18 protein-coding genes are annotated in these 21,220 nt (G+C 73.3%); 8 read left to right on the top strand and 10 right to left on the bottom strand.

The features are described 5' to 3' along the window. The first annotated feature begins 63 nt into the window (after positions 1-63). Positions 64-1,284, top strand: a complete 1,221-nt coding sequence (locus ACIQWA_RS14610) for a sensor histidine kinase (RefSeq protein WP_402482179.1) — start codon at positions 64-66, stop codon at positions 1,282-1,284. Positions 1,285-1,459: 175 nt separating this feature from the next. Here ACIQWA_RS14610 and ACIQWA_RS14605 read toward each other — a convergent pair whose 3' ends face one another. After that, positions 1,460-2,557, bottom strand: a complete 1,098-nt coding sequence (locus tag ACIQWA_RS14605) for a S1C family serine protease (protein ID WP_402482445.1) — start codon at positions 2,555-2,557, stop codon at positions 1,460-1,462. 422 nt (positions 2,558-2,979) lie between these two features. On the opposite strand from ACIQWA_RS14605, the gene galE reads away from it, so the two are divergent. After that, positions 2,980-3,966 (top strand): UDP-glucose 4-epimerase GalE, encoded by a 987-nt coding sequence (gene galE, locus ACIQWA_RS14600; protein WP_402482176.1) that lies wholly within the window; start codon positions 2,980-2,982, stop codon positions 3,964-3,966. A 39-nt stretch (positions 3,967-4,005) separates the two neighbouring features. Here galE and ACIQWA_RS14595 read toward each other — a convergent pair whose 3' ends face one another. Then, positions 4,006-6,402, bottom strand: coding sequence for a PQQ-binding-like beta-propeller repeat protein (locus ACIQWA_RS14595; RefSeq protein ID WP_402482173.1), 2,397 nt, complete (start codon positions 6,400-6,402; stop codon positions 4,006-4,008). A gap of 424 nt (positions 6,403-6,826) precedes the next feature. Here ACIQWA_RS14595 and ACIQWA_RS14590 point away from each other — a divergent pair, with 424 nt between their 5' ends. After that, entirely contained in the window at positions 6,827-7,474 is a 648-nt protein-coding gene (locus ACIQWA_RS14590) for a TetR family transcriptional regulator (RefSeq protein WP_360226007.1), read from the top strand. Between the two features lie 348 nt (positions 7,475-7,822). Here the strand turns inward: ACIQWA_RS14590 and ACIQWA_RS14585 are convergent, their stop codons facing one another. The 6 genes from ACIQWA_RS14585 to ACIQWA_RS14560 all read right to left on the bottom strand — a co-directional run bounded on the left by ACIQWA_RS14585 (position 7,823) and on the right by ACIQWA_RS14560 (position 13,784). Beyond that, positions 7,823-8,767 carry a beta-ketoacyl-ACP synthase III gene (locus ACIQWA_RS14585; RefSeq protein WP_402482170.1) on the bottom strand — a complete coding sequence of 315 codons (945 nt, stop codon included), beginning with the start codon at positions 8,765-8,767 and terminating at the stop codon, positions 7,823-7,825. Between the two features lie 122 nt (positions 8,768-8,889). Continuing rightward, positions 8,890-10,233 carry a L,D-transpeptidase family protein gene (locus ACIQWA_RS14580; RefSeq protein WP_402482167.1) on the bottom strand — a complete coding sequence of 448 codons (1,344 nt, stop codon included), beginning with the start codon at positions 10,231-10,233 and terminating at the stop codon, positions 8,890-8,892. 114 nt (positions 10,234-10,347) lie between these two features. After that, positions 10,348-11,511 carry an aminofutalosine synthase MqnE gene (mqnE, locus tag ACIQWA_RS14575; RefSeq protein WP_402482164.1) on the bottom strand — a complete coding sequence of 388 codons (1,164 nt, stop codon included), beginning with the start codon at positions 11,509-11,511 and terminating at the stop codon, positions 10,348-10,350. 53 nt (positions 11,512-11,564) lie between these two features. After that, positions 11,565-12,527 (bottom strand): threonine/serine dehydratase, encoded by a 963-nt coding sequence (locus tag ACIQWA_RS14570; protein WP_402482161.1) that lies wholly within the window; start codon positions 12,525-12,527, stop codon positions 11,565-11,567. 4 nt (positions 12,528-12,531) lie between these two features. Continuing rightward, positions 12,532-12,990, bottom strand: a complete 459-nt coding sequence (locus ACIQWA_RS14565) for an Lrp/AsnC family transcriptional regulator (RefSeq protein ID WP_030232219.1) — start codon at positions 12,988-12,990, stop codon at positions 12,532-12,534. 119 nt (positions 12,991-13,109) lie between these two features. After that, on the bottom strand, positions 13,110-13,784 hold the full coding sequence (locus ACIQWA_RS14560; RefSeq protein WP_360225992.1) for a UbiX family flavin prenyltransferase: 675 nt from the start codon (positions 13,782-13,784) through the stop codon (positions 13,110-13,112). 91 nt (positions 13,785-13,875) lie between these two features. Here ACIQWA_RS14560 and ACIQWA_RS14555 point away from each other — a divergent pair, with 91 nt between their 5' ends. The 3 genes from ACIQWA_RS14555 (at position 13,876) to ACIQWA_RS14545 (ending at position 17,743) form a co-directional block, all read left to right on the top strand. Beyond that, positions 13,876-14,622 carry a cyclase family protein gene (locus ACIQWA_RS14555; protein WP_360225989.1) on the top strand — a complete coding sequence of 249 codons (747 nt, stop codon included), beginning with the start codon at positions 13,876-13,878 and terminating at the stop codon, positions 14,620-14,622. Positions 14,623-14,686: 64 nt separating this feature from the next. After that, the gene (locus tag ACIQWA_RS14550; RefSeq protein ID WP_402482156.1) at positions 14,687-15,403 is read left to right on the top strand and encodes an MOSC domain-containing protein; all 717 of its coding nucleotides are present in this window, start codon (positions 14,687-14,689) and stop codon (positions 15,401-15,403) included. A gap of 255 nt (positions 15,404-15,658) precedes the next feature. Beyond that, a complete protein-coding gene (locus ACIQWA_RS14545) occupies positions 15,659-17,743 on the top strand; it encodes an LPXTG cell wall anchor domain-containing protein (protein ID WP_402482154.1) in 2,085 nt (694 codons plus the stop codon). A gap of 76 nt (positions 17,744-17,819) precedes the next feature. Here ACIQWA_RS14545 and ACIQWA_RS14540 read toward each other — a convergent pair whose 3' ends face one another. Further along, complete coding sequence (locus ACIQWA_RS14540) at positions 17,820-18,188, bottom strand: VOC family protein (protein WP_402482151.1); 369 nt, start codon at positions 18,186-18,188, stop codon at positions 17,820-17,822. A 20-nt stretch (positions 18,189-18,208) separates the two neighbouring features. Next, complete coding sequence (locus ACIQWA_RS14535; RefSeq protein WP_402482148.1) at positions 18,209-19,003, bottom strand: TetR/AcrR family transcriptional regulator; 795 nt, start codon at positions 19,001-19,003, stop codon at positions 18,209-18,211. A 96-nt stretch (positions 19,004-19,099) separates the two neighbouring features. Here ACIQWA_RS14535 and ACIQWA_RS14530 point away from each other — a divergent pair, with 96 nt between their 5' ends. Then, entirely contained in the window at positions 19,100-20,326 is a 1,227-nt protein-coding gene (locus ACIQWA_RS14530; protein WP_402482145.1) for an FAD-dependent oxidoreductase, read from the top strand. Positions 20,327-20,457: 131 nt separating this feature from the next. After that, positions 20,458-21,213 carry an alpha/beta hydrolase gene (locus tag ACIQWA_RS14525; protein WP_360225971.1) on the top strand — a complete coding sequence of 252 codons (756 nt, stop codon included), beginning with the start codon at positions 20,458-20,460 and terminating at the stop codon, positions 21,211-21,213. The last annotated feature ends 7 nt before the right edge of the window (positions 21,214-21,220 follow it).

Below are 21,220 nucleotides of genomic sequence, written 5' to 3'. Positions count from 1 at the left end.
ACACCCCCTCCCCCGTTAGGGATGCTGGGGGCCGCCAGCTCGAACGAGGGGACGGATGATCCGATGAAGTCGCTGAACCGCGCCGTGGACGCCATCAAGGAGCAGGACGCTCGGATGGAGCGTCCGCCGCTGTACGGCGCGCGGATGTGGCGCCAGGTCGGACACCTGATGCTCAACCTCCCGCTGGGCATCGCCGGCTTCGTGCTCTCGGTGACCGCGCTGTCGGTCGGCCTGGGCCTGTCGGTGACGGTGGTCGGCCTGCCGGTGCTGGCCGCAGGTCTGGCTGGATCCCGTGCCCTGGGCGCCCTGGGCCGCAGCCGGGCCCGCTCGGCGTACGGTTCCGCGATCGACGATCCGCAGCCGGTGAAGCAGCGCCGCCCGGGCGTGGTCGGCTACACCATCGCCCACCTCACCGACCTGCTGAACTGGCGCTCGGCGCTCTACAACGTGCTGATGCTGCCCTGGGGCATCCTGAGCTTCACCCTGACCCTGGTCTCGGTGGTCACGCTGTGGCCGGTACTGCCCTTCATGGTGCGTGCGATGGCCGCGGTCGACCGGATCCTGATCGAGTCGCTGCTCTTCCCCGGCGCGCTGGCCGAGCGGGTGCGCGAGCTGGAGGACGACCGCGGCACCGTGGTCGAGACCGCCGCCGCCGACCTGCGCCGGATCGAGCGCGACCTGCACGACGGCGCCCAGGCCCGGCTGGTCGCGCTGGCGATGGACCTCGGCATGGCCAAGGAGCGGCTGCGGGAGGTGGAGACCCAGGAGGACATGGCGGTCGCCACCCGGATGGTCGACAACGCGCACGGCGAGGTGAAGCTGGCCCTCCAGGAGCTGCGCGACCTGGCCCGCGGCATCCACCCGGCGGTGCTCACCGACCGCGGCCTGGACGCGGCGCTGTCCGCGGTGTCGGCCCGCTGCACCGTCCCGGGCGGGGTGAAGGTGAACGTCGACCTGGCCGGGCCGGACGGCGAGCCCGAGCGCCCGGACTCGGCGGTCGAGGGCATCGCGTACTTCACCGTCAGCGAGCTGCTGACCAACGTCTCCAAGCACGCCGGAGCCACCACCGCCTCGGTGGACGTCTGGCGCTCGGACGACCAGCTGATGGTGCTGGTCCAGGACGACGGCCGGGGCGGGGCGGCCCCCTACCCGGGCAGCGGCCTGGCCGGGCTGGCCGAGCGGATCCGGGCGGTGGACGGGGTGTTCCTGGTGGAGAGCCCGGAGGGCGGCCCGACCACCGTCACCGTCGAGCTGCCCTGGCGCACCCGCACCGCCCGCCGCTAGGAGCCGGTCCGGGAACGCGAAGGGGCCCGGAACGCGAACGGGCCCCGGAACGCGAAGGGGCGCCGGGACCCGTCGAGGCAGTGGACGGGTCCCGGCGCCGGTCCGGTGCGGAGGCCGCCCCGCGGAACCCTTGCGCGGTGTACGGGCCGGCCGGCGTACCGGGGTCGGGGGGCGGCTAGGAGCTGCTCTCCAGCGTGCCGAGGGTGACGTCGGCGGTCGCGTTGTTGCCGTCCCTGGTGTAGCTGACGGTGACCTTGGTGCCCGGGGTGAGCGAGGCGAGCGCGGTGGTGAGCGCGTTCAGCGAGTCGACCGGGGTGTCGCCGATCCTGGTGATGACGTCGCCGGCCTGGAGCCCCGCCGAGGCGGCCGGGCCGCCCTGGCTGACCGCCACGATGACCGCGCCGGCCGGCTGGAACTGCTGGTTGAAGCTGGTCCGGGCGGTGATGCCGAGCGCGGCCCGCCCGGAGTTGGTGACCTTGCCCTGCTTGATCAGCTGGTCGGTGATGTTGGTGATGGTGGACGCCGGGATGGCGAAGCCGATGCCGGGGGCCGCCGCGCCGTTGGTCTGCGGCTCGGTCGCGGCGAGGGTGTTGATGCCGATCACCTTGCTGTCCAGGTTGACCAGCGCCCCGCCGCTGTTGCCCGGGTTGATCGCGGCCGAGGTCTGCACCATGTTGCCGATGGTGGCGCCCGGCGAGCCGCCGCCGCGGGGCTCGGAGACGGTCCGCCCGGTGGCCGAGACGATGCCCTGGGTGACGCTGCTGGAGAGCCCGAGCGGGCTGCCCATGGCCAGGGTGATCTGGCCGAGCTGGACCTTGCTCGAATCGCCGAAGGCGGCCGGCTTGAGGCCGCCGGGCGGGCTGCTGAGCTTGATCACCGCGAGGTCGGCGTCCGGGTAGCTGGCGACCAGGGCGGCGTCCAGCGCCTTGGTGGAGTTGGCCAGCGTGACGGTGAAGGTGGTCGCCGAGCCGACCACGTGGGCGTTGGTGACGATGTCGCCCTTGTCGTCGTAGACGATCCCGGAGCCGAGGCTGTCGCCGGTGGTGATCTGGACCACCGAGGGCAGCACGTCGGCGATCACCTTCTGGTACGCGTCCTGCAGCTGGTTGGCGCCGCCCGGCTGGGCGGCGGGCGCGGCGGAGGCCTGCTTGCTCGCGCCGGCGGAGGAGGCGGTCGAGGACGAGGTGGCCTTGGAGGAGGAGGACGAGCTGCTGCACCCGGCCAGCGCCAGGGCGAGCGCCGCGACGACCGCGACCCCGCCGGGCACGAGCAGCCGCCGGTGCGCCGCCTTGGGGCCGGTCGGCCGGGGGCCGGCCGGGAGCGGTCGGTTGTGTTCCTTCTTTCGGCTCACCTGGCTGCCTCCGATTCGTCACCGCGCGAGGGCGCGGGGCATGAGAGCACGGAAATCTTTGTCAGCATTTCACCGATTTGTCCGTTTTGACGTCCCGACTCGCCCGATGCCGGTGACCAAAACCGAACTAGGGCCCGTCTTCAAACCCCCGCCTGCGGGCCGACGCTCCCCCAGCCTTCGGCCGGGAGGTACCCCCAGGGCACGCACCTCGCCGCGTTGTCGTCGGTCGCCAATGCGCTGCATTGGGCTCCCTCCTCCGCCTTGCGATGCACGCACCCCAACGCCGCCCCGCCCGCCCTCCGGGCGAACGACGGGGGTTTGAAGACGGGCCCTAGGATTGCCGCATGACTTGGTTGATCACCGGCGGTGCCGGATACATCGGCGGACACGTCGTCCGCCAGCTGCTCGACGCCGGTGAGCGCGTCGCCGTCCTGGACGACCTGAGCACCGGCGACGCCTCCCGGGTGCCGGCCGGCGTCCCGCTGATCGAGGGCTCCACCCTGGACCGCGCCGTCCTGGACGCCGCGATCCGCGAGCACGGCATCGAGGGCGTCCTGCACTTCGCCGCCAAGAAGCAGGTCGGCGAGTCGGTCGAGCAGCCGTTCCTGTACTACCGGGAGAACATGATCGGCCTCCAGACGGTCCTGGAGGCCGCGGCCGAGGGCGGCGTCAAGCGCTTCCTGTTCTCCTCCTCCGCCGCCGTCTACGGCATGCCGGACGTCGACCTGGTCACCGAGTCCACCCCGTGCGCCCCGATGAGCCCGTACGGCGAGACCAAGCTGGCCGGCGAGTGGCTGGTCGCCGCGGCGGGCAAGGCCCACGGGATGTCCACCGTGGCCCTGCGCTACTTCAACGTGGCCGGCGCCGCCTCGCCCGAGCTCTCCGACACCGGGGTGTTCAACCTGATCCCGATGGTCTTCGAGCGGCTGACCGCCGGCCAGGCCCCGCGGGTCTTCGGCGACGACTACGCGACCCCGGACGGCAGCTGCGTCCGCGACTACATCCACGTCTCCGACATCGCCTCGGCCCACGTGGCGGCCGCCAAGCGGCTGGCCGCCGACCCGGCCGGCGAGACCGCGCTGGTGCTCAACATCGGCCGCGGCGAGGGCGTCAGCGTCAAGGAGATGATCGAGGTCATCGGCAAGGTGACCGGCTACGACACCACCGCCGAGGTGACCCCGCGCCGCCCCGGCGACCCGGCCCGGGTGGTGGCCGCCGCCGACCTGATCCACCGCGAGCTGGGCTGGAGCGCCGGCCACGACGTCGAGGACATGGTCTCCTCCGCGTGGGAGGGCTGGTGCAGCCGCCACCCCGGGGCCCGCAAGGCCTGACCCTCGGGTAGCAGCACCGTACGGCGGTGTCCGCCCCGCTCAGCGGGCGGGCACCGCCGTGCCGTAGTAGGCGTCCAGCGCGTACACGCAGCGGTCCTTGGAACCGACGAAGACCCGCCCGCCGACCGCCACCGGGGAGCCGGTGAGCTCGCCCTTGGTGCCGAGCTCCCAGCGCAGCTGACCGGTCGCCAGGTCCAGGGTGTGCAGCGAGTGGTCCCGGCTGCCCAGGTGCACCAGGCCGTCGGCCACCGCCGGGGAGCCGACGATCTCGCCGCGCGTGGTGTAGCGCCAGCGCTCCCGGCCGGTCGCCGCCTCGAAGGCGTACAGCACCTCGCCGCTGCCGACCAGCACCATGCCGTCCCCGACCACCACCGGCTCGGCGCCCTGGCGGCTGCCGGTGACCCCGCGCCAGCGGTCCCGGCCGGTGGCCGCGTCCAGCGCGTAGACGGTGCCCAGGTAGTCGGCCACGTAGACCGCGTCGCCGTCCAGCGCCGGCGGGGTGAACAGCACCACCGGGGCGTCGAAGCGCCAGCGCTCGGTGCCGCTGGCCGCGTCCAGCGCGTACACCCGGGTGCCCGCCGTCACGTACAGCACGCCGCCGCGCTCGACCGGGTGCGCGGGCACGTCCTCGCCGACCTGGAAGGACCAGCGCAGGCCGGCCCCGCGCGGATCCACGCAGCGCAGCCGTCCGGCGCCGAAGTAGTAGGCGGCGCCGCCCACCAGGACCGGACCGGACTGCGGGTTCTCGTAGTCCTGCTGGGCGTCGTCGGCGCGCCACAGCTCGGCGCCGGTGGCGGCCGCGCGCAGCTGGACGCCGCCGCCGCGCACGCCGCAGCAGAGCACGCCGTCGGCCGCGGAGAGCGAGTAGACCCAGCCGTCCAGCGAGGTGCGCCAGCGCTCGGTGCCGTCCGCGACGTCCACGGTGTACAGGTGCGGGCCGTCCGCGGCGTGCACCCGGCCGGCGTCCACCGCGAGCGCCCAGGCGACGTCCCGGGTCTTGTAGCGGCGCTCGCCGGAGGCGATGTCCAGCGCGTGCACCTCGAAGCTGGAGACGAAGAGCGTGCCGTCGGCGACCACCGGGGTGCCCCAGACGTCGTTGGACATCCGGAACCGCCAGGGGCGCCAGCGGGCCGCCGCGGCGGGCGGCGGGGTCGGAGCGGGCGGCGGGGTCGGCGCCGTCCGGCGGACCCAGTCGGTGGTGGCCGGGGCGGTGCTCGGACCGGGCTGCTCGTGCTCGGCCCGCGGCCCCGGGCCTATCCGCACCGAGGCGCCGGACAGCTGCACCTCGACGGCCATGCCGCCGGTGGGCGCGCGGTGCTTGTTCTTGGAGGGGATCTTCGCGGTCGGGATCCCGTCGTCCTGGCCGGGGCGCGGCCCGGCGTGCACCGGCCCGGTCGGCGGGGCGTGCCCGGCCCCGGGGTAGGTGCGCGGGTCGTCCGGGCCGGGGTGCTGCGGCGGCACGGGCGACTGCTGCGCCGGGCCCTGGGCGTGCGGCGGCCGCGGCGGCTCGGCCGGACCGGGGTACGAGCGGGGCTGGGCGCTCGGGCGGCGGCCGCGCTTGCGCTCGATCAGCTCCAGCGCGTGGGGCGGCAGCCAGTCGCCGACCTCGCCGGCGGCGTCGTCCCGGGAGAACAGGTGCGGGGCCAGCTCGGCCTGGATCTGCGCGGGGGTGGGCCGGCGCTCGGGCGCCTGCTGCATGCAGGCCCGGACCAGGTCCATCAGCTCGGGCGCCATCCCGGTGAGGTCCGGCTCCTCGCGCAGCAGCTGGAACACCGTCTCGACCGGGTTGGAGCCGCGGAACGGGGGGTGCCCGGTGGCGCAGAAGACCATCAGCGAGCCGAGCGAGAAGACGTCGCTGGCACCCCGGACGGTACGGCTGTCCCGGGCCTGCTCCGGGGACATGTAGGCGGGGGTGCCGACCGCGACGTTGGTCATGGTCAGCCGGGTGCTGGAGACCCCGGCGGCGATGCCGAAGTCGATCACCTTCGGGCCGTCCTCGACCACCAGCACGTTGGAGGGCTTGAGGTCGCGGTGGATCAGTCCGGCCGCGTGGATGGACTGCAGCGCCTCGGCGATGCCCGCGACCAGCCAGCGGGTGGCGTCGACCGGCAGCGGCCCGCACTCCTCGACCAGGTCCTCCAGGGAGGGCGCCGGGATGTACGCGGTGGCCAGCCAGGGCACCCGGGCGTCCGCGTCGGCGTCCACCACGGCCGCGGTGTAGAAGCCGCCGACCGTCTTGGCCGCCGCGATCTCCCGGGCGAAGCGGACGCGGAACAGCTCGTCCTCGGCCAGCTCCCCCCGGACGGTCTTGATGGCCACCCGGCGCCCTGAGGCGGAGCGCGCCAGGTAGACCAGCCCCATCCCACCCGCGCCGAGCCGCCCCAGCACCTCGAAGGGCCCGATCCTCCTCGGATCGTGCGCCGTCAGCTGGTCCACTCCGCAGCCACCTCCCCGTCGTCCGCACCCGCCGCGTGGTGCCGGACCCGATTCTCCAATGCCGCCCGGCGCAACTCCAACCTCCCCCACCGGGAGACGGCCGCCGCCCCGGACCGTCGGTCCGCTGGTCAGCGGTGACGGAACGGCCGGATCCTGACGCCCGTTCCGTCACCGGCTTGCGCCCCGGAGTCCGGACCGTCCACCGTCCGACCCCCCGTACCGGTCACGCTCTGTCACCCGACCACCCCTCAGCGGACTCGCCGTCACGCTATGGGGTCAAAAGCACACGGGGGGGCTTCAAGAGCGCCTTCGGAGCCCGGTGAATATCCGTCCGAAGTGGTTCAGGCCGCTATAGCGCCCCCCGTGCGGAGTAATAGTCGCATCACCGAATCGCGCCAAGATCTTGCCACGGTAAGCTGACGGCATGACAGGACAAGTTCGCACCGTCGACGGTCGCGTCGCCGGGCGACGCGGACAGGAGACGCGGCAGAAGCTGCTCGACTGCCTCCGCGAGATGCTCAGCACGTCGCCCTATCGGGACGTCAAGGTCATCGACGTCGCCCGTATGGCGGGTACCTCCCCCGCGACCTTCTACCAGTACTTCCCGGATGTCGAGGGCGCAGTCCTCGAAATCGCCGAGGAAATGGCCAAGGACTCCGACACCCTCAAAGAGCTGGTGGCCGGAAAGTCCTGGGCAGGGAAGTCCGGACCGACCACTTCGGAAGAACTGGTCGACGGATTCCTCGCCTTCTGGCGCAAGAACGACGCCATTCTCCGAGTGGTCACGCTCGGTGCCGCGGAAGGGGACAAGCGGTTCTTCAAGATCCGCATGACCGTCCTCAACTCGGTCGCCAAGCCGCTCGCGGAAGCCGTCAAGGAACTCCAGGCGAAGGGTCAGGCCGACAAGACGCTCGACCCGAACGCCGTCGCCGGGGCCCTGGTCTCGCTGCTCGCCTCGGCGGCCGAGCACCAGAAGGCCTTCACCTCCTGGGGCGTCAAGGTCAAGGACCTCAAGCCCAACCTCGCTCCCCTGGTGTACCTGGGCGTCACCGGCAAGAAGGCGCCCAAGTAGGACCGTCCTCCGACCCACCATCCGCTCCGCGCGCAGCCCCGGCCTCCTGTCCGGGGAACGACGGACGGCGGCCGTGTCCTCGGGGGAGGTCCGCCGACGTACCGCACGCGCGCCAGACATGCCGGTGGGCGGGCACCCCTCACACAGGGTGCCCGCCCACCGGCATGTGCTGATATTCGCCCGCTCGCCTCCGGGGCGCTCTGACCCGGTGCCGACGGTCGTCGCTCCGATGCCCCTCGTTCCTCGGGGCCTCCTCGCTCGCCCTCCTTGCCCGCCGACGGGCAGGAGGGGCCCACCCTTTCGGCACTGGCGCGCCCCTTCGGCTCGGGGCGGGCGGGCCGGGCGGTGCTACGGGCAGAGCACCACCTGGCCGGCGTAGGCGAGGCCGCCGCCGAAGCCGAAGAGCAGGACCGGGTCGCCCGGGGAGAGCTCGCCGCGCTCGACCAGCTTGGAGAAGGCGAGCGGGATCGAGGCGGCCGAGGTGTTGCCGGAGTCGACCACGTCCCGGGCCACCACCGCGTCGGCGAGGCCCAGCTTGGCGGCGATCGCGTCGATGATCCGCAGGTTGGCCTGGTGCGGGACGAACCCCTTGAGCTCCGACGGGTCGATCCCGGCCCGCTCGCAGGCCTGCCGGGCCAGCGGGGCGAGCTGGGTGGTGGCCCAGCGGAACACCGACTGGCCCTGCTGGCTGATCACCGGGTCCCACCCGGTGATCACCACGGCGTCGCCCCGTTCCGGCTCGGAGCCCCAGACCACCGGTCCGATGCCCGGCTCGGCGCCCTCCTCCTGGGCCTCGACCACCGCGGCGCCCGCACCGTCGCCGAAGATCACGCAGGTGGAGCGGTCGGTCCAGTCGAGCGTGTCGGACATCCGTTCGGCACCGATCACCAGCGCGCGCCGCGCCGCACCGGCCCGGATCGCGTGGTCGGCGGTGGCCAGCGCGTAGGAGAAGCCGGAGCACACCGTGTTGATGTCGTACGCGGCGGGCGCGCGGACGCCCAGCCGGGCAGCCACCGCGGCGGCGGTGTTGGGGCTGCGCTCGATCGCGGTGCAGGTGGCGACCACGACCAGGTCGATCTCCGCCGCCGTCCGGCCGCTGTTGGCCAGCGCCTTCTGCGCGGCCTCGGTGGCGAGGTCGACCAGGGTCTCGCCCTCGGCGATGTGCCGGGTGCGGATCCCCACCCGGGTGCGGATCCACTCGTCGTCGGTGTCGACGAATGCCGCCAGATCGTCGTTGGAGAGCACCTTGGGAGGCTGGTAGTGCCCGAGTGCCACAATGCGCGAACCGCTCATGCTGCCATGGAACCGGGTTACCCGCTGGTCAGCCGGGCACGACCGGCTACAGGATCCACGCCGGGGAACTGTAGGGGGTCCACAAGGCCCTTGGGGCGTCTGGGCCCGGGTGTACGCCGAGGTCAGGCGGCCAGCGAAGTGGCGTCGCCCATCACGATCACCGGGTGGGCGGCCGGGTCCAGGGTGCGGATGAGCTGGGCCATCTTGTCCTCGGGTATCGACACGCAGCCGTGGGTCGGGCCGTCGTGGTCGACGTGCAGCCAGATGCCGCCGCCCTTCTTGCTGCCCATCGGACGGCGCATGTCGAGCGGGGAGCTGCCGGCGACCCGGTTGTAGTTGATCGCGACCACGTAGTCGAAGGAGCCGGCCAGCTGGTCGCCGAAGAAGCCCGTCCCGGAGACCACGAAGCTCGCGTCCTTGTCGTACGGGAGCTTGCTGCCGGGGTTGTCCTTCTTGCCGCCGGCGTCGGTGAGGTCGAAGACGCCGATCGGGCTGCGCAGGTCGCCCTCGTTGTGGTCGGTGGTCCAGCCGTTCTTGCCGTTGTGGCCCTGCCAGGTCTCACCGGCCAGCCAGCGGCCCTCGGGGGTGCGGGTCCACAGGGTGACGCTGTTCTTGTCGGTGTCCTTGCCCTGGCCGGTGGCGACCACGACCTGGGTGGTCGCGGCGGGGATCTTCGCGGTGAAGGCGGCCCCGAGGCCGGGTATCGCGGCCAGCGAGCCGTCCGGCCGGGTCTCGCTGCGGCCGGCGGCCGCGGGGGCGGCCTGCCGGTCGGCGGCGGCCTGGACGGCCGCGGGGGCGGGCGTGACGGGCTGGTCGGGCTTGCTGACGCCCTCGGGTCCGGGGCCGTCGGCGGCCGCGGCGACGGACTTGGCGCCGTCCTGGCCGACGGTGTACCAGCCGGCGGCGGCCGCGACCAGCAGCGCGGTGCCGGCCATCACGGCCTTGCCGTGTCGTTTCTGCTTCGCCTTGCGCCGCCGGCCCCGGGCGGCGGCGCGGCCACCGGGCGCGGGGGCCGCGGCGACGATGGGCGTAACGGAGGCGAGGGGCGCGGGGGGAGCGAGGGGCGCGACCGGTTCGGGCTGCTGCTCGTACACCGGCTGCTCGTACAGCGGCTCCTGATACGCCGGCTCCTGGTACGCCGACTCCTCGTACGCCGACTCCTCGTACGCCGGCTGCTCGTACAGCGGCTCCTGGTACGCCGGCTCCTGGTGGGCGGGCTCCGGCTCGACGACGTACGGCTGGAAGGGCTGGAAGGGCTCGAACGGCTGCTCGTACGCCCCGGAGTACCCGTCGGCCGGCTGCTGGTACTCGCCGTAGTACTCCTGCGGAGCGGGCTGCGGGACGGCCTGCGGGTACGGCTCGTACGCCTGGTACGGCGCCCCGTGCGACTGCTGCGGCACCCCGTACCCCGGCTCCGGCATCGGCTCGTACGGCGGGTACTCGGTGGCGCGATGGGAACCGGACATGCCGTCGATCCTGCCAAACGCCGTACCCGTTGGTAAACCCGGGTCGCGTGCGAGAGCGGTGAAGACGCCGCCGCCCGGGCCGCGGGTGCGGTCCGGGCGGCGGAAGTGCGCAGGTCAGAGGCGCATCGCCTGCGGGGTCTCGCGACGCGTCAGGTCGGGGCCGTCGTACTCGCGGATGACCTCGTAGCGGGTGTTGCGCTCCACCGGGCGGAAGCCGGCGTCCCGGATCAGGCCGAGCAGGTCCTCGCGGCCGAGCTTGTTCGGGGTGCCGAAGTTGTCCGCGTCGTGGGTGATCTTGTACTCGACCACCGAGCCGTCCATGTCGTCCGCGCCGTGGCTGAGCGCCAGCTGGGCGGTGGTGACCCCGTGCATCACCCAGAAGACCTTGACGTGCGGGACGTTGTCGAAGAGCAGCCGGGAGACCGCGAAGGTCTTCAACGCCTCGGCGCCGGTGGCCATCTCGGTACGGGCCATCAGCTTGTTGCGCACGACGCCGTCCTTGGAGTCGTGGAAGTCGTGCTGGTAGCGCAGCGGGATGAAGACCTGGAAGCCGCCGGTCTCGTCCTGGAGCTCGCGCAGCCGCAGCACGTGGTCGACCCGGTGGCGGGGCTCCTCGATGTGGCCGTACAGCATGGTGGCCGGGGTCTTGAGGCCCTTGCTGTGCGCCAGGCGGTGGATCCGCGACCAGTCCTCCCAATGGGTGTCGTGGTCGACGATGTGCTGGCGGACCTCCCAGTCGAAGATCTCCGCGCCGCCGCCGGTCAGCGACTCCAGACCGGCGTCGATCAGCTCGTCCAGGATCTCGTCGGCGGGCAGGCCGCTGATCTTCTCGAACCAGTGGATCTCGGTGGCGGTGAAGGCCTTCAACGAGACGTTCGGCAGCGCCGCCTTGAGCTCCCGCAGCGAGCGCGGGTAGTAGCGCCACGGCAGGGTGGGGTGCAGGCCGTTGACGATGTGCAGCTCGGTGAGGGACTCGCTCTCCATCGCCTTGGCGAGGCGGACGGCCTCCTCGATGCGCATCGTGTAGGCGTCCTTCTCGCCCGGCTTGCGCTGGAACGAGCAGTACGCGCAGGACGCGCTGCAGACGTTCGTCATGTTGAGGTGGCGGTTGACGTTGAAGTGGACGACGTCGCCGTTCTTCCGCGTCCGCACGTGGTGGGCCAGCCCGCCCAGCCAGGCCAGGTCGTCGCTCTCGTAGAGCGCGATCCCGTCCTCGCGGGTCAGCCGCTCACCCGCGTAGACCTTCGCCTCCAGCTCGCGCTTGAGCCCTGCGTCCATGCGGTGCCCCGCCTCCTCAGACATTCGATTCCTTACCGGAGACGAGGTTACGCCTAGGCCGCGAGCAGCTCGGCGAGCAGGCCCGGGTCGATGTTGCCGCCGCTGACCACGGCGGCCACCGTCCGGCCGCCGGTCTCGGCGGCGCGGTGGAAGTACGCGGCCGGGGCGACCGCGCCGGAGGGCTCGGCGACCAGCCGGCCGCGGCGGGCCAGCAGGGCGACGGTGGCGCGGATCTCGTCCTCGGTGACGGTGACGATGTCGTCGACGTAGGCGGTGAGGTGCTCGTACGGCAGCACGCCCACCGAGGGGGTGCGCAGCCCGTCCGCGACCGTCCGGTAGGTGTCGGCGACCGGCCACTCCACCCGGCGCCCGGAGCGCAGGCTCTCCCGGGCGTCGGCGGCCAGCTCCGGCTCCACCCCGATCACCCGGACGCCCGGGCGGGTGAGCTTGAGCGCGGCGGCCGTCCCGCTGATCAGGCCGCCGCCGCTGACCGGCACCAGCACGGTGTCCAGCCCGGCCGGGGCGTCCTCGGCGATCTCCAGGCCCACCGTGCCCTGGCCCGCGATGATGAACGGGTCGTCGTACGGCGGCACCCAGACGAAGCCGTGCCGCTCGGCCAGCTCGCCGGGCAGGGTGTCCCGCTCCCCCGGTGGGACGAGGATCACCTCGGCGCCGAACGCGCGGGTGGCCTCGACCTTCACGGCGGGCGAGGTGTCCGGCATCACGATCACGGCCTTGAGGCCGAGCAGCTGCGCCGCGTAGGCCACCGCCTGCGCGTGGTTGCCGCTGGACTGGGCGACCACCCCGCGGGCGCGCTCCTCCGGGGTGAGCGCGGCCAGCCGGTTGTAGGCGCCGCGGGTCTTGAAGGCCCCGGTCGGCTGGAGGTTCTCGGGCTTGAGCCAGAGCCGTCGCCCGTCCTCGGACGCCCAGGGGGCGGGGACCAGCGGGGTGCGCACCGCGACCCCGGCGATCCGCTCCCGAGCGGCGTGCAGCTCCTCCAGACCGACCAGTGCCATGCCGTCACTCTCCTTCGGGGGGGAGCTCGCTCACCCGGTTCTCCCACTTCGTGGAGAGTACGACGGTGGTGCGGGTGCGGGCCACGCCCTTTGTGCCCGAGATCCGCTTGACCACCGACTCCAGGCCGGCCACGTCGGCCACCCGGACCTTGAGCATGTAGGAGTCGTCACCCGCGATGAACCAGCAGTCCTCGACCTCGTTGAGGTCCTTGAGCCGGAACGCGACGTCCTCGTGGTCGGCCGCGTCGGTCAGTTGGAGACCGATCAGGGCCGTGACGCCGAAGCCGAGCGAGGCGGGGTTCACCGTCGCCCGGTAGCCGGTGATCACACCGGCCTGCTCCAGGCGGTTGATGCGGTCCGTGACGCTCGGGCCGGAGAGTCCGACCAGTCGGCCCAGCTCGGCGTAGGACGCACGGCCGTTCTCCCGGAGCGCCTGGATGAGCTGTCTGTCCACCGTGTCCATATACCGTCCGCGTCCTTCCGAACCTCACCAGACCCACAGATCATTATCCGGATTCAAAGGCGCCGTGCGCTGAACGACCCGGATATCGCAGAGAAGATACTCTCCCGCCCTCGCTCTCCTTACTCCCCCTCAGGTCGAGCGGCGTCCCCGTCGCCCGGCTTGCGGGCGGCAGCGCCCAACTCGCCCTCCCAGCGCAGGTACAGGGAGTGCGGCACGCCGACGGCGTCCAGCACCCGGCCGGCCACGAAATCCACCAGTTCGCGCACGGTGGAGCCGCCGGCGTAGAAACCGGGCGAGGCGGGGAGCACGACGGCGCCCTGCGCGTCCAGCTCCACCAGGTGCTTCAACGTCACCCCGTTGAGTGGTGCCTCACGCACGCAGACGACGAGCGGACGGCGCTCCTTGAGGGTGACGCTGGCCACCCGCTGGAGCAGGTCCTTGCTCAGGCCGAGCGCGATCCCGGCCACCGCGCCGGTGGTCGCGGGGACCACCAGCATCCCCTTGGCCGGGTAGGAGCCGCTGGACGGGCCGGCCGCGAAGTCCCCGGCCGGCCAGTAGCGGACGTCGTCCAGGCCCTCGTCCGTCCCCAGCCACCGGGCGAGGTCGGCGCGCCAGTGGGCGTCCCGGAAGGAGATCCCGGTCTCGTCCAGGATGGTGAGCCGGGCGGCCCGACTGACGATCAGGTCCACCGCCTCACCGGCGGCGAGCAGCGCCCGGATCACCGAGGCCGCGTACGGCGTCCCCGACGCTCCCGAGACCCCGACCACCCACGGCTGACGCTTCGCAGTTCCCATGGAGACAATTCTGTCCCGCCCCCACCTGCGGCTCCGCCCCGGGCACGGCGGAGCGGGCCCGCGCGGGCGCGCCCCCTGGGAGGATGGGCGCATGGCAGCGACCCTCGTCGACCTCACCCATCAGGTGACCACCGCGATGCCGGTCTACCCCGGCGACCCGGCCGTCCTGCTGGAGCCCGCGCTCACCACCGCCACGGCGGGGGTGAACGTGCTGGCCCTGCACCTCGGCTCGCAGTCCGGGACGCACGTGGACGCGCCGTACCACGTGGACGTCACCTGGCCGACCCTGGACGGGCTGCCGCTGGAGCGGTTCACCGGCCCGGCCGTGGTCGCCGACCTGCGCGGGCTGGAGCCCCGGACGGCCGTCACCCCCGACCTGCTGGCGCCCGCGCTGGCGCGCTGCGCCGAGGGCACCGTCCTGCTGCTGGCCACCGGCTGGGCCCGGCACTGGGGCACCGACGCCTACCTGGCCCACCCCAGCCTGACCGCGGCCGCCGCCGAGGCGATCGTGGCCGCCGGGGTGCGGACGGTCGGCGTGGACGCGCTGAGCGTGGACCCCACCCCCGACCCGGGGCCGGAGCACCCGGCGGTCGCCGCGCTGCTCGCCGACCTCACCGACGAGCACGACGGGCCCGACCCGGTGGAGGAGCCGACGCTGGCCGCCCACCGGGTGCTGCTGGGTGCGGACGGCGGCGGGGTGATCGCCGAGAACCTGACCGACCTGCGGGCGCTGCTGGCGGCGCAGGAGGCCGGTCGGCCGGTGGAGGTGTCGCTGTTCCCGCTGCGTCTGGTCGCCGCGGACGGGGCCCCGGTGCGGGCGGTGGCGCGGCTGGGCTGACCGGCCCGACCGGGGCCGCACTTGGTCTAGACCAACTCCGATGGCGCCACTAGGCTTTCCGGCCATGGCTGAGATCATCGGAGTGATCGAGCGACTCTGGCGCTACCCCGTGAAGTCCACCGGCGGCGAGCGGCTCGACTCCGTCGACGTGGACGTGCGCGGCCTGGCCGGGGACCGCCTCTACGCCGTCCGCGACGCCTCCGGGAAGCTCGGCTCGGGCAAGAACACCCGCCGCTTCCGCCGGATGGACGGGCTGCTGCGGCTCTCCGCCCGGCTCGGCCGCCGGATCGACGGCCCCGAACTGTTCGACCCGCTCGGCCGCCCGGTCGACCACCCGACCGCCTTCCTGCGCGCCTACCTCCAGCGCGAGGACGTCGAACTCGCCCGCGAGGACGCCGTCCCGCACTTCGACCGACTGCCCGTCAGCGTGCTCAGCACCGCCACCCTGGACTGGGTCCGCGAGGCCGTCCCCTTCGCCGTGGTCGACGAACGCCGGTTCCGCCCCAACATCGTGCTGCGCACCCCGCCGGGCACCCCGCCCTTCGTCGAGGACGCCTGGCTCGGCCGGCAGGCCCGCGGCGGGGGCCCGGACAGCGCCCGGCTCGCCTTCGTCTCCGCCAGCGAGCGCTGCGCGATGAGCGGCGCCCCACAGCCCGGCCTGCCGCACGCGCCGGAGATCCTCAAGGCGATCGTGCACGCCCACGACGGCCGGCTCGACGCCCTCGCCGAGGTCGCCGCCCCCGGGCGGCTGCGGCTCGGCGACCGGCTGGTGCTGGACTGAGTCCTGGCCGCGGCGCCGGTGAAACCGCAGGTCAGAGCGGTTTCAAAGATTCTCCGAAAAAGTTCTGAACTCACCTGCAACCCCCCGGGCCCTTGCACGTCCATGTGAGTGAGCGGCGGGGGAACCCGCCCGAGCGGACCGCAGGCGACACCGGGGACACCACCCCGGACCTCAGGTCCGATCCGTACCGTGCTGATCGACCAGCAGCGGAAAGCTGCCGGTGAAACACCCTGGGGGGTATCCCGAATGTCCGTCGTGCGCGCACGCCGTTCCCGCTCCGCCGTCGTCACCGCCGCCACCCTCGGCGTGCTGCTCGCCACCGGCGCCGTGGTCTCCTCCCCGGCCGCCTACGCCGCCGACGCCCCGGCCGCCGCCACCGCCTCCGCCGAGCCGACCGCCCAGGCCGCGGCCGAGGCCGGCCAGCCGTCGCTGACGGTCAACACCCCTGAGTCGTTCGGCAACGGCGGGGAGCCGGTCGAGTTCTCCGAGACCGTCACCAACCCCGGCACCGCCGACGCCTCGTACAAGCTGTGGTTCGACGTGAGCAACCCGGAGGCCCGGTCCGGGAACCAGCTCACCGTCGACTACCGCGACGCGGATGGCGCCTGGAAGCCGGTCGACCTGGCCTTCACCAACTCCGGCGGCCACTTCACCGGCGGGATCCCGACCGCTCTGACCGTCGCCGGCGGCGCCACCAAGACGGTCCAGCTGCGTCTCGGCCTCCCGGTCAACAACAACTGGGGCAGCCACGACCTGCCCATCAAGCTCGACTCCACCGTCCTCGACGCCTCCGGCCACACCGCTCTCGCCGAGAGCACCAAGACCGTGACGGCCAAGGCCCTCACGGTGCAGGTCGGGAACGCGCCGACCACCGCCGTCGCCGGCGGCGCCCCGGTCGAGTTCGACGTCACGGTGACCAACCCCAGCGCCGCGCGCTACACCGACGTCGCCAAGGTCATCGAGGCCGACCAGCGCAGCAAGCTCCAGGTGCAGAACGCGGACGGCAGCTGGGAGACCGTCACCGCGGCCCCCGACCAGTCGGGCCGGGTCCGCTACCACCTCACCGCGGACAAGACCCTCGCCCCCGGTGCCTCCTTCACCCGGCACGTCCGCCTCTCCTTCACCGCCGACGCCCCGACCGGCACCACCTACATCCACCCGTGGGCCATGCTCGGCGAGGGCGGGGCGTTCATGCCCGTCGTCTGCGGCCCGCAGTTCGTCGCGATCAACGTCACCTCCGGCCCGACCCTGTCGGTGCAGCCGCCGTCGTCCATCGGCAACTCCGGCAAGCCGGTCGAGTTCATCGAGACCGTCACCAACCCGGGCAGCACCGACGCCACGTACACGCTGAAGCTGAACGTCAGCAACCCGGCCGCGCGCAGCGCCGGCCGCTTCGCCGTCGACTACCGTGACGCCGACGGCACCTGGAAGCCCGTCACGCTGAACTTCAGCCAGGGCGAGAAGACCTTCAACTTCAGCGGTGAGATCCCGGGCGTGTCGGTCGCCGCCGGCACCGCCAAGACCCTCCAGCTGCGCCTCTCCGCCCCGGTCAACAACGACTGGCCCAACGCGCACGGGACCGTCTCGCTCCACTCCGCGATCGTGGACGGCGCGAACACGGTCGTGTCGGAGAGCACCAAGGACGTCGAGATGAAGAGCCTCGGCCTGACGGTCAAGAACGCGCCGAGCACCGCCGCGATCGGCGGCGCCCCGGTCGAGTTCGACTTCACCGTGGACAACCAGAGCGCCTCGGACTACGACAACCTCTCCCCCGTGGTGGTCGCCGACCGGAACAGCAAGCTCCAGGTGCAGCAGGCCGACGGCAGCTGGGCGGACATCACCGGCACGCCGAACGGCCAGGCCGGCGGTCCGCTGGTGTACCACCTCACCACGGACAAGAACCTCGCGGCCAAGTCCTCCTTCACCAAGCACGTGCGCCTGGCCTTCACCGCCGACGCCCCGATCGGCCGGGTCTACGTCACCCCGGCGGTCATCCTCGCCGAGCAGCCGGCCGGCAGCCAGTACGCGGACGCGTGGGTCAGCGCCCAGGGCTTCTCCCTCGACCTGACCGCCACCCCGGCCGAGTACACGGGCAAGGGCACCGACCAGGGCACCGGCACCGCCGTCAAGGCCGGTCTCACCAGCACCACCGACACCGGCGGCACGGTCGACAGCACCGACAGCACCGGCGGCACCGCCACCGCCGACACCCAGCTGGCCGGCGGCTCGCTCGCCCACACCGGCTCGGACGGCATGCTGGCGGCCGCCGCGGCCGCCGCCGGCCTGCTGGCCAGCGGCATCGGCGCGATCTTCTTCTCGCGTCGCCGCCGCAACGCCTGATCCCCGCTCCGAGCAGCACCCGAGCCCCGGCTCCCGGCATCGTCCGGGGCCGGGGCTCGGCCGTTCCGGCCGCCCGTCAGCCGCGGACCAGGCAGAACGGGTGGCCGGCCGGGTCGGCGTAGACCCGCCAGCCCCCGGCGTCGTGCAGCCGCACCGCACCCAGGGCGAGCACCGCGGGCTCGGCGGCGTCGAGGTCCGGCACGTCGATGTCCAGGTGCGCCTGCTGCGGGTGTTCGGCGCTGCCCCAGCGGGGCGGGCGGTGGTCGGCGACGGCCTGGAAGCAGAGCACCCTGCCGTCGTCCAGGTGCAGGGTGGACCAGGCCTCGCCGAGCGACCAGCGGCGGTCCGGGCGGTCGACCTCGCCGCCGAGCAGTCCGGCGTAGAAGCGGGCCAGCGGGCCCGGGGCCGGGCAGTCGAGCACCAGGCACTGGAGGGTGCCGATCACGGGTTCTCCTCGGGGTCGGTTCAGGGGTTCCGGTGGCCCGGCCCGGGCAGGGACACCGCCCGGAGGTAGGCCTCGACGAACAGGTCCAGCGCCTCGTCCAGCGGCGGCAGTCCGGCGCCGAGCGCGGGCTCCAGCACCGGTCTCAGCAGGACGTTGTTGACCAGCGGGCCGAGCAGCAGCTGGACCAGCACCGGGAGCGGCAACGGGCGCAGCCGCCCCGCCTCGACGTGCGGCAGCAGCAGGCGGGAGAGGCCGTCGAACAGCCGCGGCAGGTGGGCCGCCATCATCCGGGCGGCGGGGCCGTCCGGGCGGCCGAACAGGTCGGCGAAGACCGCCGGGACGACCCTCGGCTCGCCGTCGAAGGCCGCGGCGAAGGTGCGGTGGATCGCCCGGACGGTGTCCTCCAGGCTCTCCGGCGGGTCCGCGGCCAGCGTCTCCAGGTCCGGCAGCGGGCCGTACTGGAGGAAGACGGCCGCGAACAGGCCGTCCCGCCCCTCGAAGACGGTGTGCAGGCTGGGCAGTGAGCAGCCGGCCCGGTCGGCCACGGCGTCCAGGGTCACCCCGGCGAGGCCGCGTTCGGCGACCAGCCGGCCCGCCGCCTCGATCGCCCGCTCCCGCACCGGCGGCCGTCCGCCCGGGTCGACGCCGGCCTGCCGGACCGCCTCGTCCAAGGGGGCCCGGGAACCGCCGAGCCGGCGCAGCAGGGTGCTGCGCGACATCCCGGCCGCCGAGGCGATCGCCGTCAGCGGGACGTCCGCGACGTCCTGCCCCCGTTCCTTCGCCGCCGCCAGGGCGGCCGCCACCAGATCGTTCATGTGAGACATCGTACTACTTGACACCTGAGACGATTCCAGAGATGCTCTATATGCAAGTTCCACCCAGGAGCGGCAAGGGATCGAAGGGGGAGAGCCATGAGCGTCGTCATCTCCGGAGGCGGACCGGCCGGAATGGTGCTGGGCCTGATGCTGGCCCGGGCGGGCGTCGAGGTGACCGTGCTGGAGAAGCACGCCGACTTCCTGCGGGACTTCCGCGGCGACACCGTCCACGCGTCCACCGTGCGCCTCATGGACGAACTGGGCCTCGGCCGGAAGTTCGCCGCCCTGCCGCAGAGCCGGCTCGGCAACCTGGTGGTACCGGTGCCCGGCGTCGGGGAGGTCGCGCTGAGCGCGTTCGACCGGCTGCCCGCGCCGTACAACTACATCGCCATGATGCCGCAGTGGGACCTGCTCAACTTCCTGGTCGAGGAGGCGAAGCGGGAACCCGCCTTCACCGTGCGGATGAACACCGAGGCCACCGGACTGCTCCGGGAGCACGGCCGGGTGGTCGGCGTCCGCTACCGCACCCGGGACGGCGAGGAGGGCGAGCTCCGCGCCGACCTCACCGTCGCCGCCGACGGCCGGCACTCCACCCTGCGCCGGGAGGCCGGCCTGGTGCCCGAGGAGTACCCGGTGCCCTTCGACGTCTGGTGGTTCCGGCTCCCCCGGCACGCCGACGAGCAGGCCGCGCCGCCCAGCCTCACCCCCGGCTTCGGCGAGCGCGAGATGGTCATCAGCCTCACCCGCGACGACTACTTCCAGATCGCCTACTTCAGGTCCAAGGGCTCCGACCCCCGGCTGCGCGCCGAGGGCATCGACCACTTCCGCGCCCGGATCGCCCGGCTCCTGCCGCAGTTCGCCGACCGGGTCGACCAGTTGGCCGGCCTGGACGAGGTCCACCTGCTCGACGTCAAGCTCAACCGGCTGGACCGCTGGTACGTCGACGGGCTGCTGCTGATCGGCGACGCCGCCCACGCGATGTCCCCGGCCGGCGGCGTCGGCATCAACCTCGCCATCCAGGACGCCGTCGCGGCCGCCGCCCTGCTCGCCGAACCGCTGCGCCGCGGCCGGCCGACCGTGGCCGCACTGGCCCGGGTCCAGCGGCGCCGCTGGTGGCCGACGGTGCTCATGCAGCGCCTCCAGCGGGTCCTGCACGCCGTCATGTTCGTCCCGGTGCTCACCGGCCGGCGCGCCGGGCCGCCGACCGCCTTCGCCGCGCTCGCCCGCCGCGTGCCCGTCCTCCGGACCGGCCTGTCCCGGCTGATCGCCATCGGGCCGCGCCCCGAACACGCCCCGGCCTTCGCCCGCCGGCCGTCCGCCTGACCGGGCGCCCGACCACCGGCCCGACCACCGGCCCGACCATCGGCCCGTGCACCGGCCCGCCCACACCCGCCCGAACAGCCCGCCCCGGACCGGCCGTTCGGGCGGGCGGTTTCCGGGGAACGACCCTCGGCATGACGATCCCTCACCGCCTGACCGGCACGGGCGCCCACCCCGTCCTCGTCCTGCACGACTGGTTCGGCACCAGCGCGGGCTGGGGCCCCTTCCTCGACTACCTCGACGGCAGGGCGTTCAGCTACGCCTTCCTCGACTACCGCGGCTACGGCGAGCGCAAGGACGTGACCGGCGCCTACACCCTGGCCGAGATCGCCGCCGACGCGCTCGCCCTCGCCGACCAACTCGGCTGGGACCGCTTCTCGTTGGTCGGCCACTCGATGGGCGGCAAGGCGGCCCAGCAGGTCCTGGCCGAGGCCCCGCTGCGGGTGCGCAAGCTGGTCGGCCTGTCGCCGGTGCCGGCCGGGGCGTACCCGCTGGACGAGGCGGGCGAGGCGCTGTTCTACGGCGCCGCCGAGGACCGCGAGAAGCGGTACGCGATCCTCGACCTGGTCACCGGGCAACGGGCGGGCCGGGTCTGGCTGGACCGGATGGTCGACCAGTCGCTGCGGCTGTCGACCGTCGAGGCCTTCGACGGCTACGTCCAGGACTGGACCACCGCCGACCTGGAGCACCGGATCAGCGGGAACCCCGTCCCGGTCAAGGTCATCGTCGGCGAGCACGACCTCGCGCTGACCGCCGACGTGATGCGCGGCACCTGGCTGGAGCACTACCCCAACGCCGAGTTGGAGGAGCTCGGCGGCAGCGGGCACTACCCGATGTACGAGGCGCCGGTGGCACTGGCGACCTCGATGGAGGCCTTCCTGCACAACTGAGCCGAGC

The organism is Kitasatospora sp. NPDC098652, assembly GCF_044760155.1.
In the GTDB taxonomy this organism is placed as follows: Bacteria; Actinomycetota; Actinomycetes; order Streptomycetales; family Streptomycetaceae; genus Kitasatospora.
This window is presented reverse-complemented; position numbering and strand designations above follow the sequence as displayed.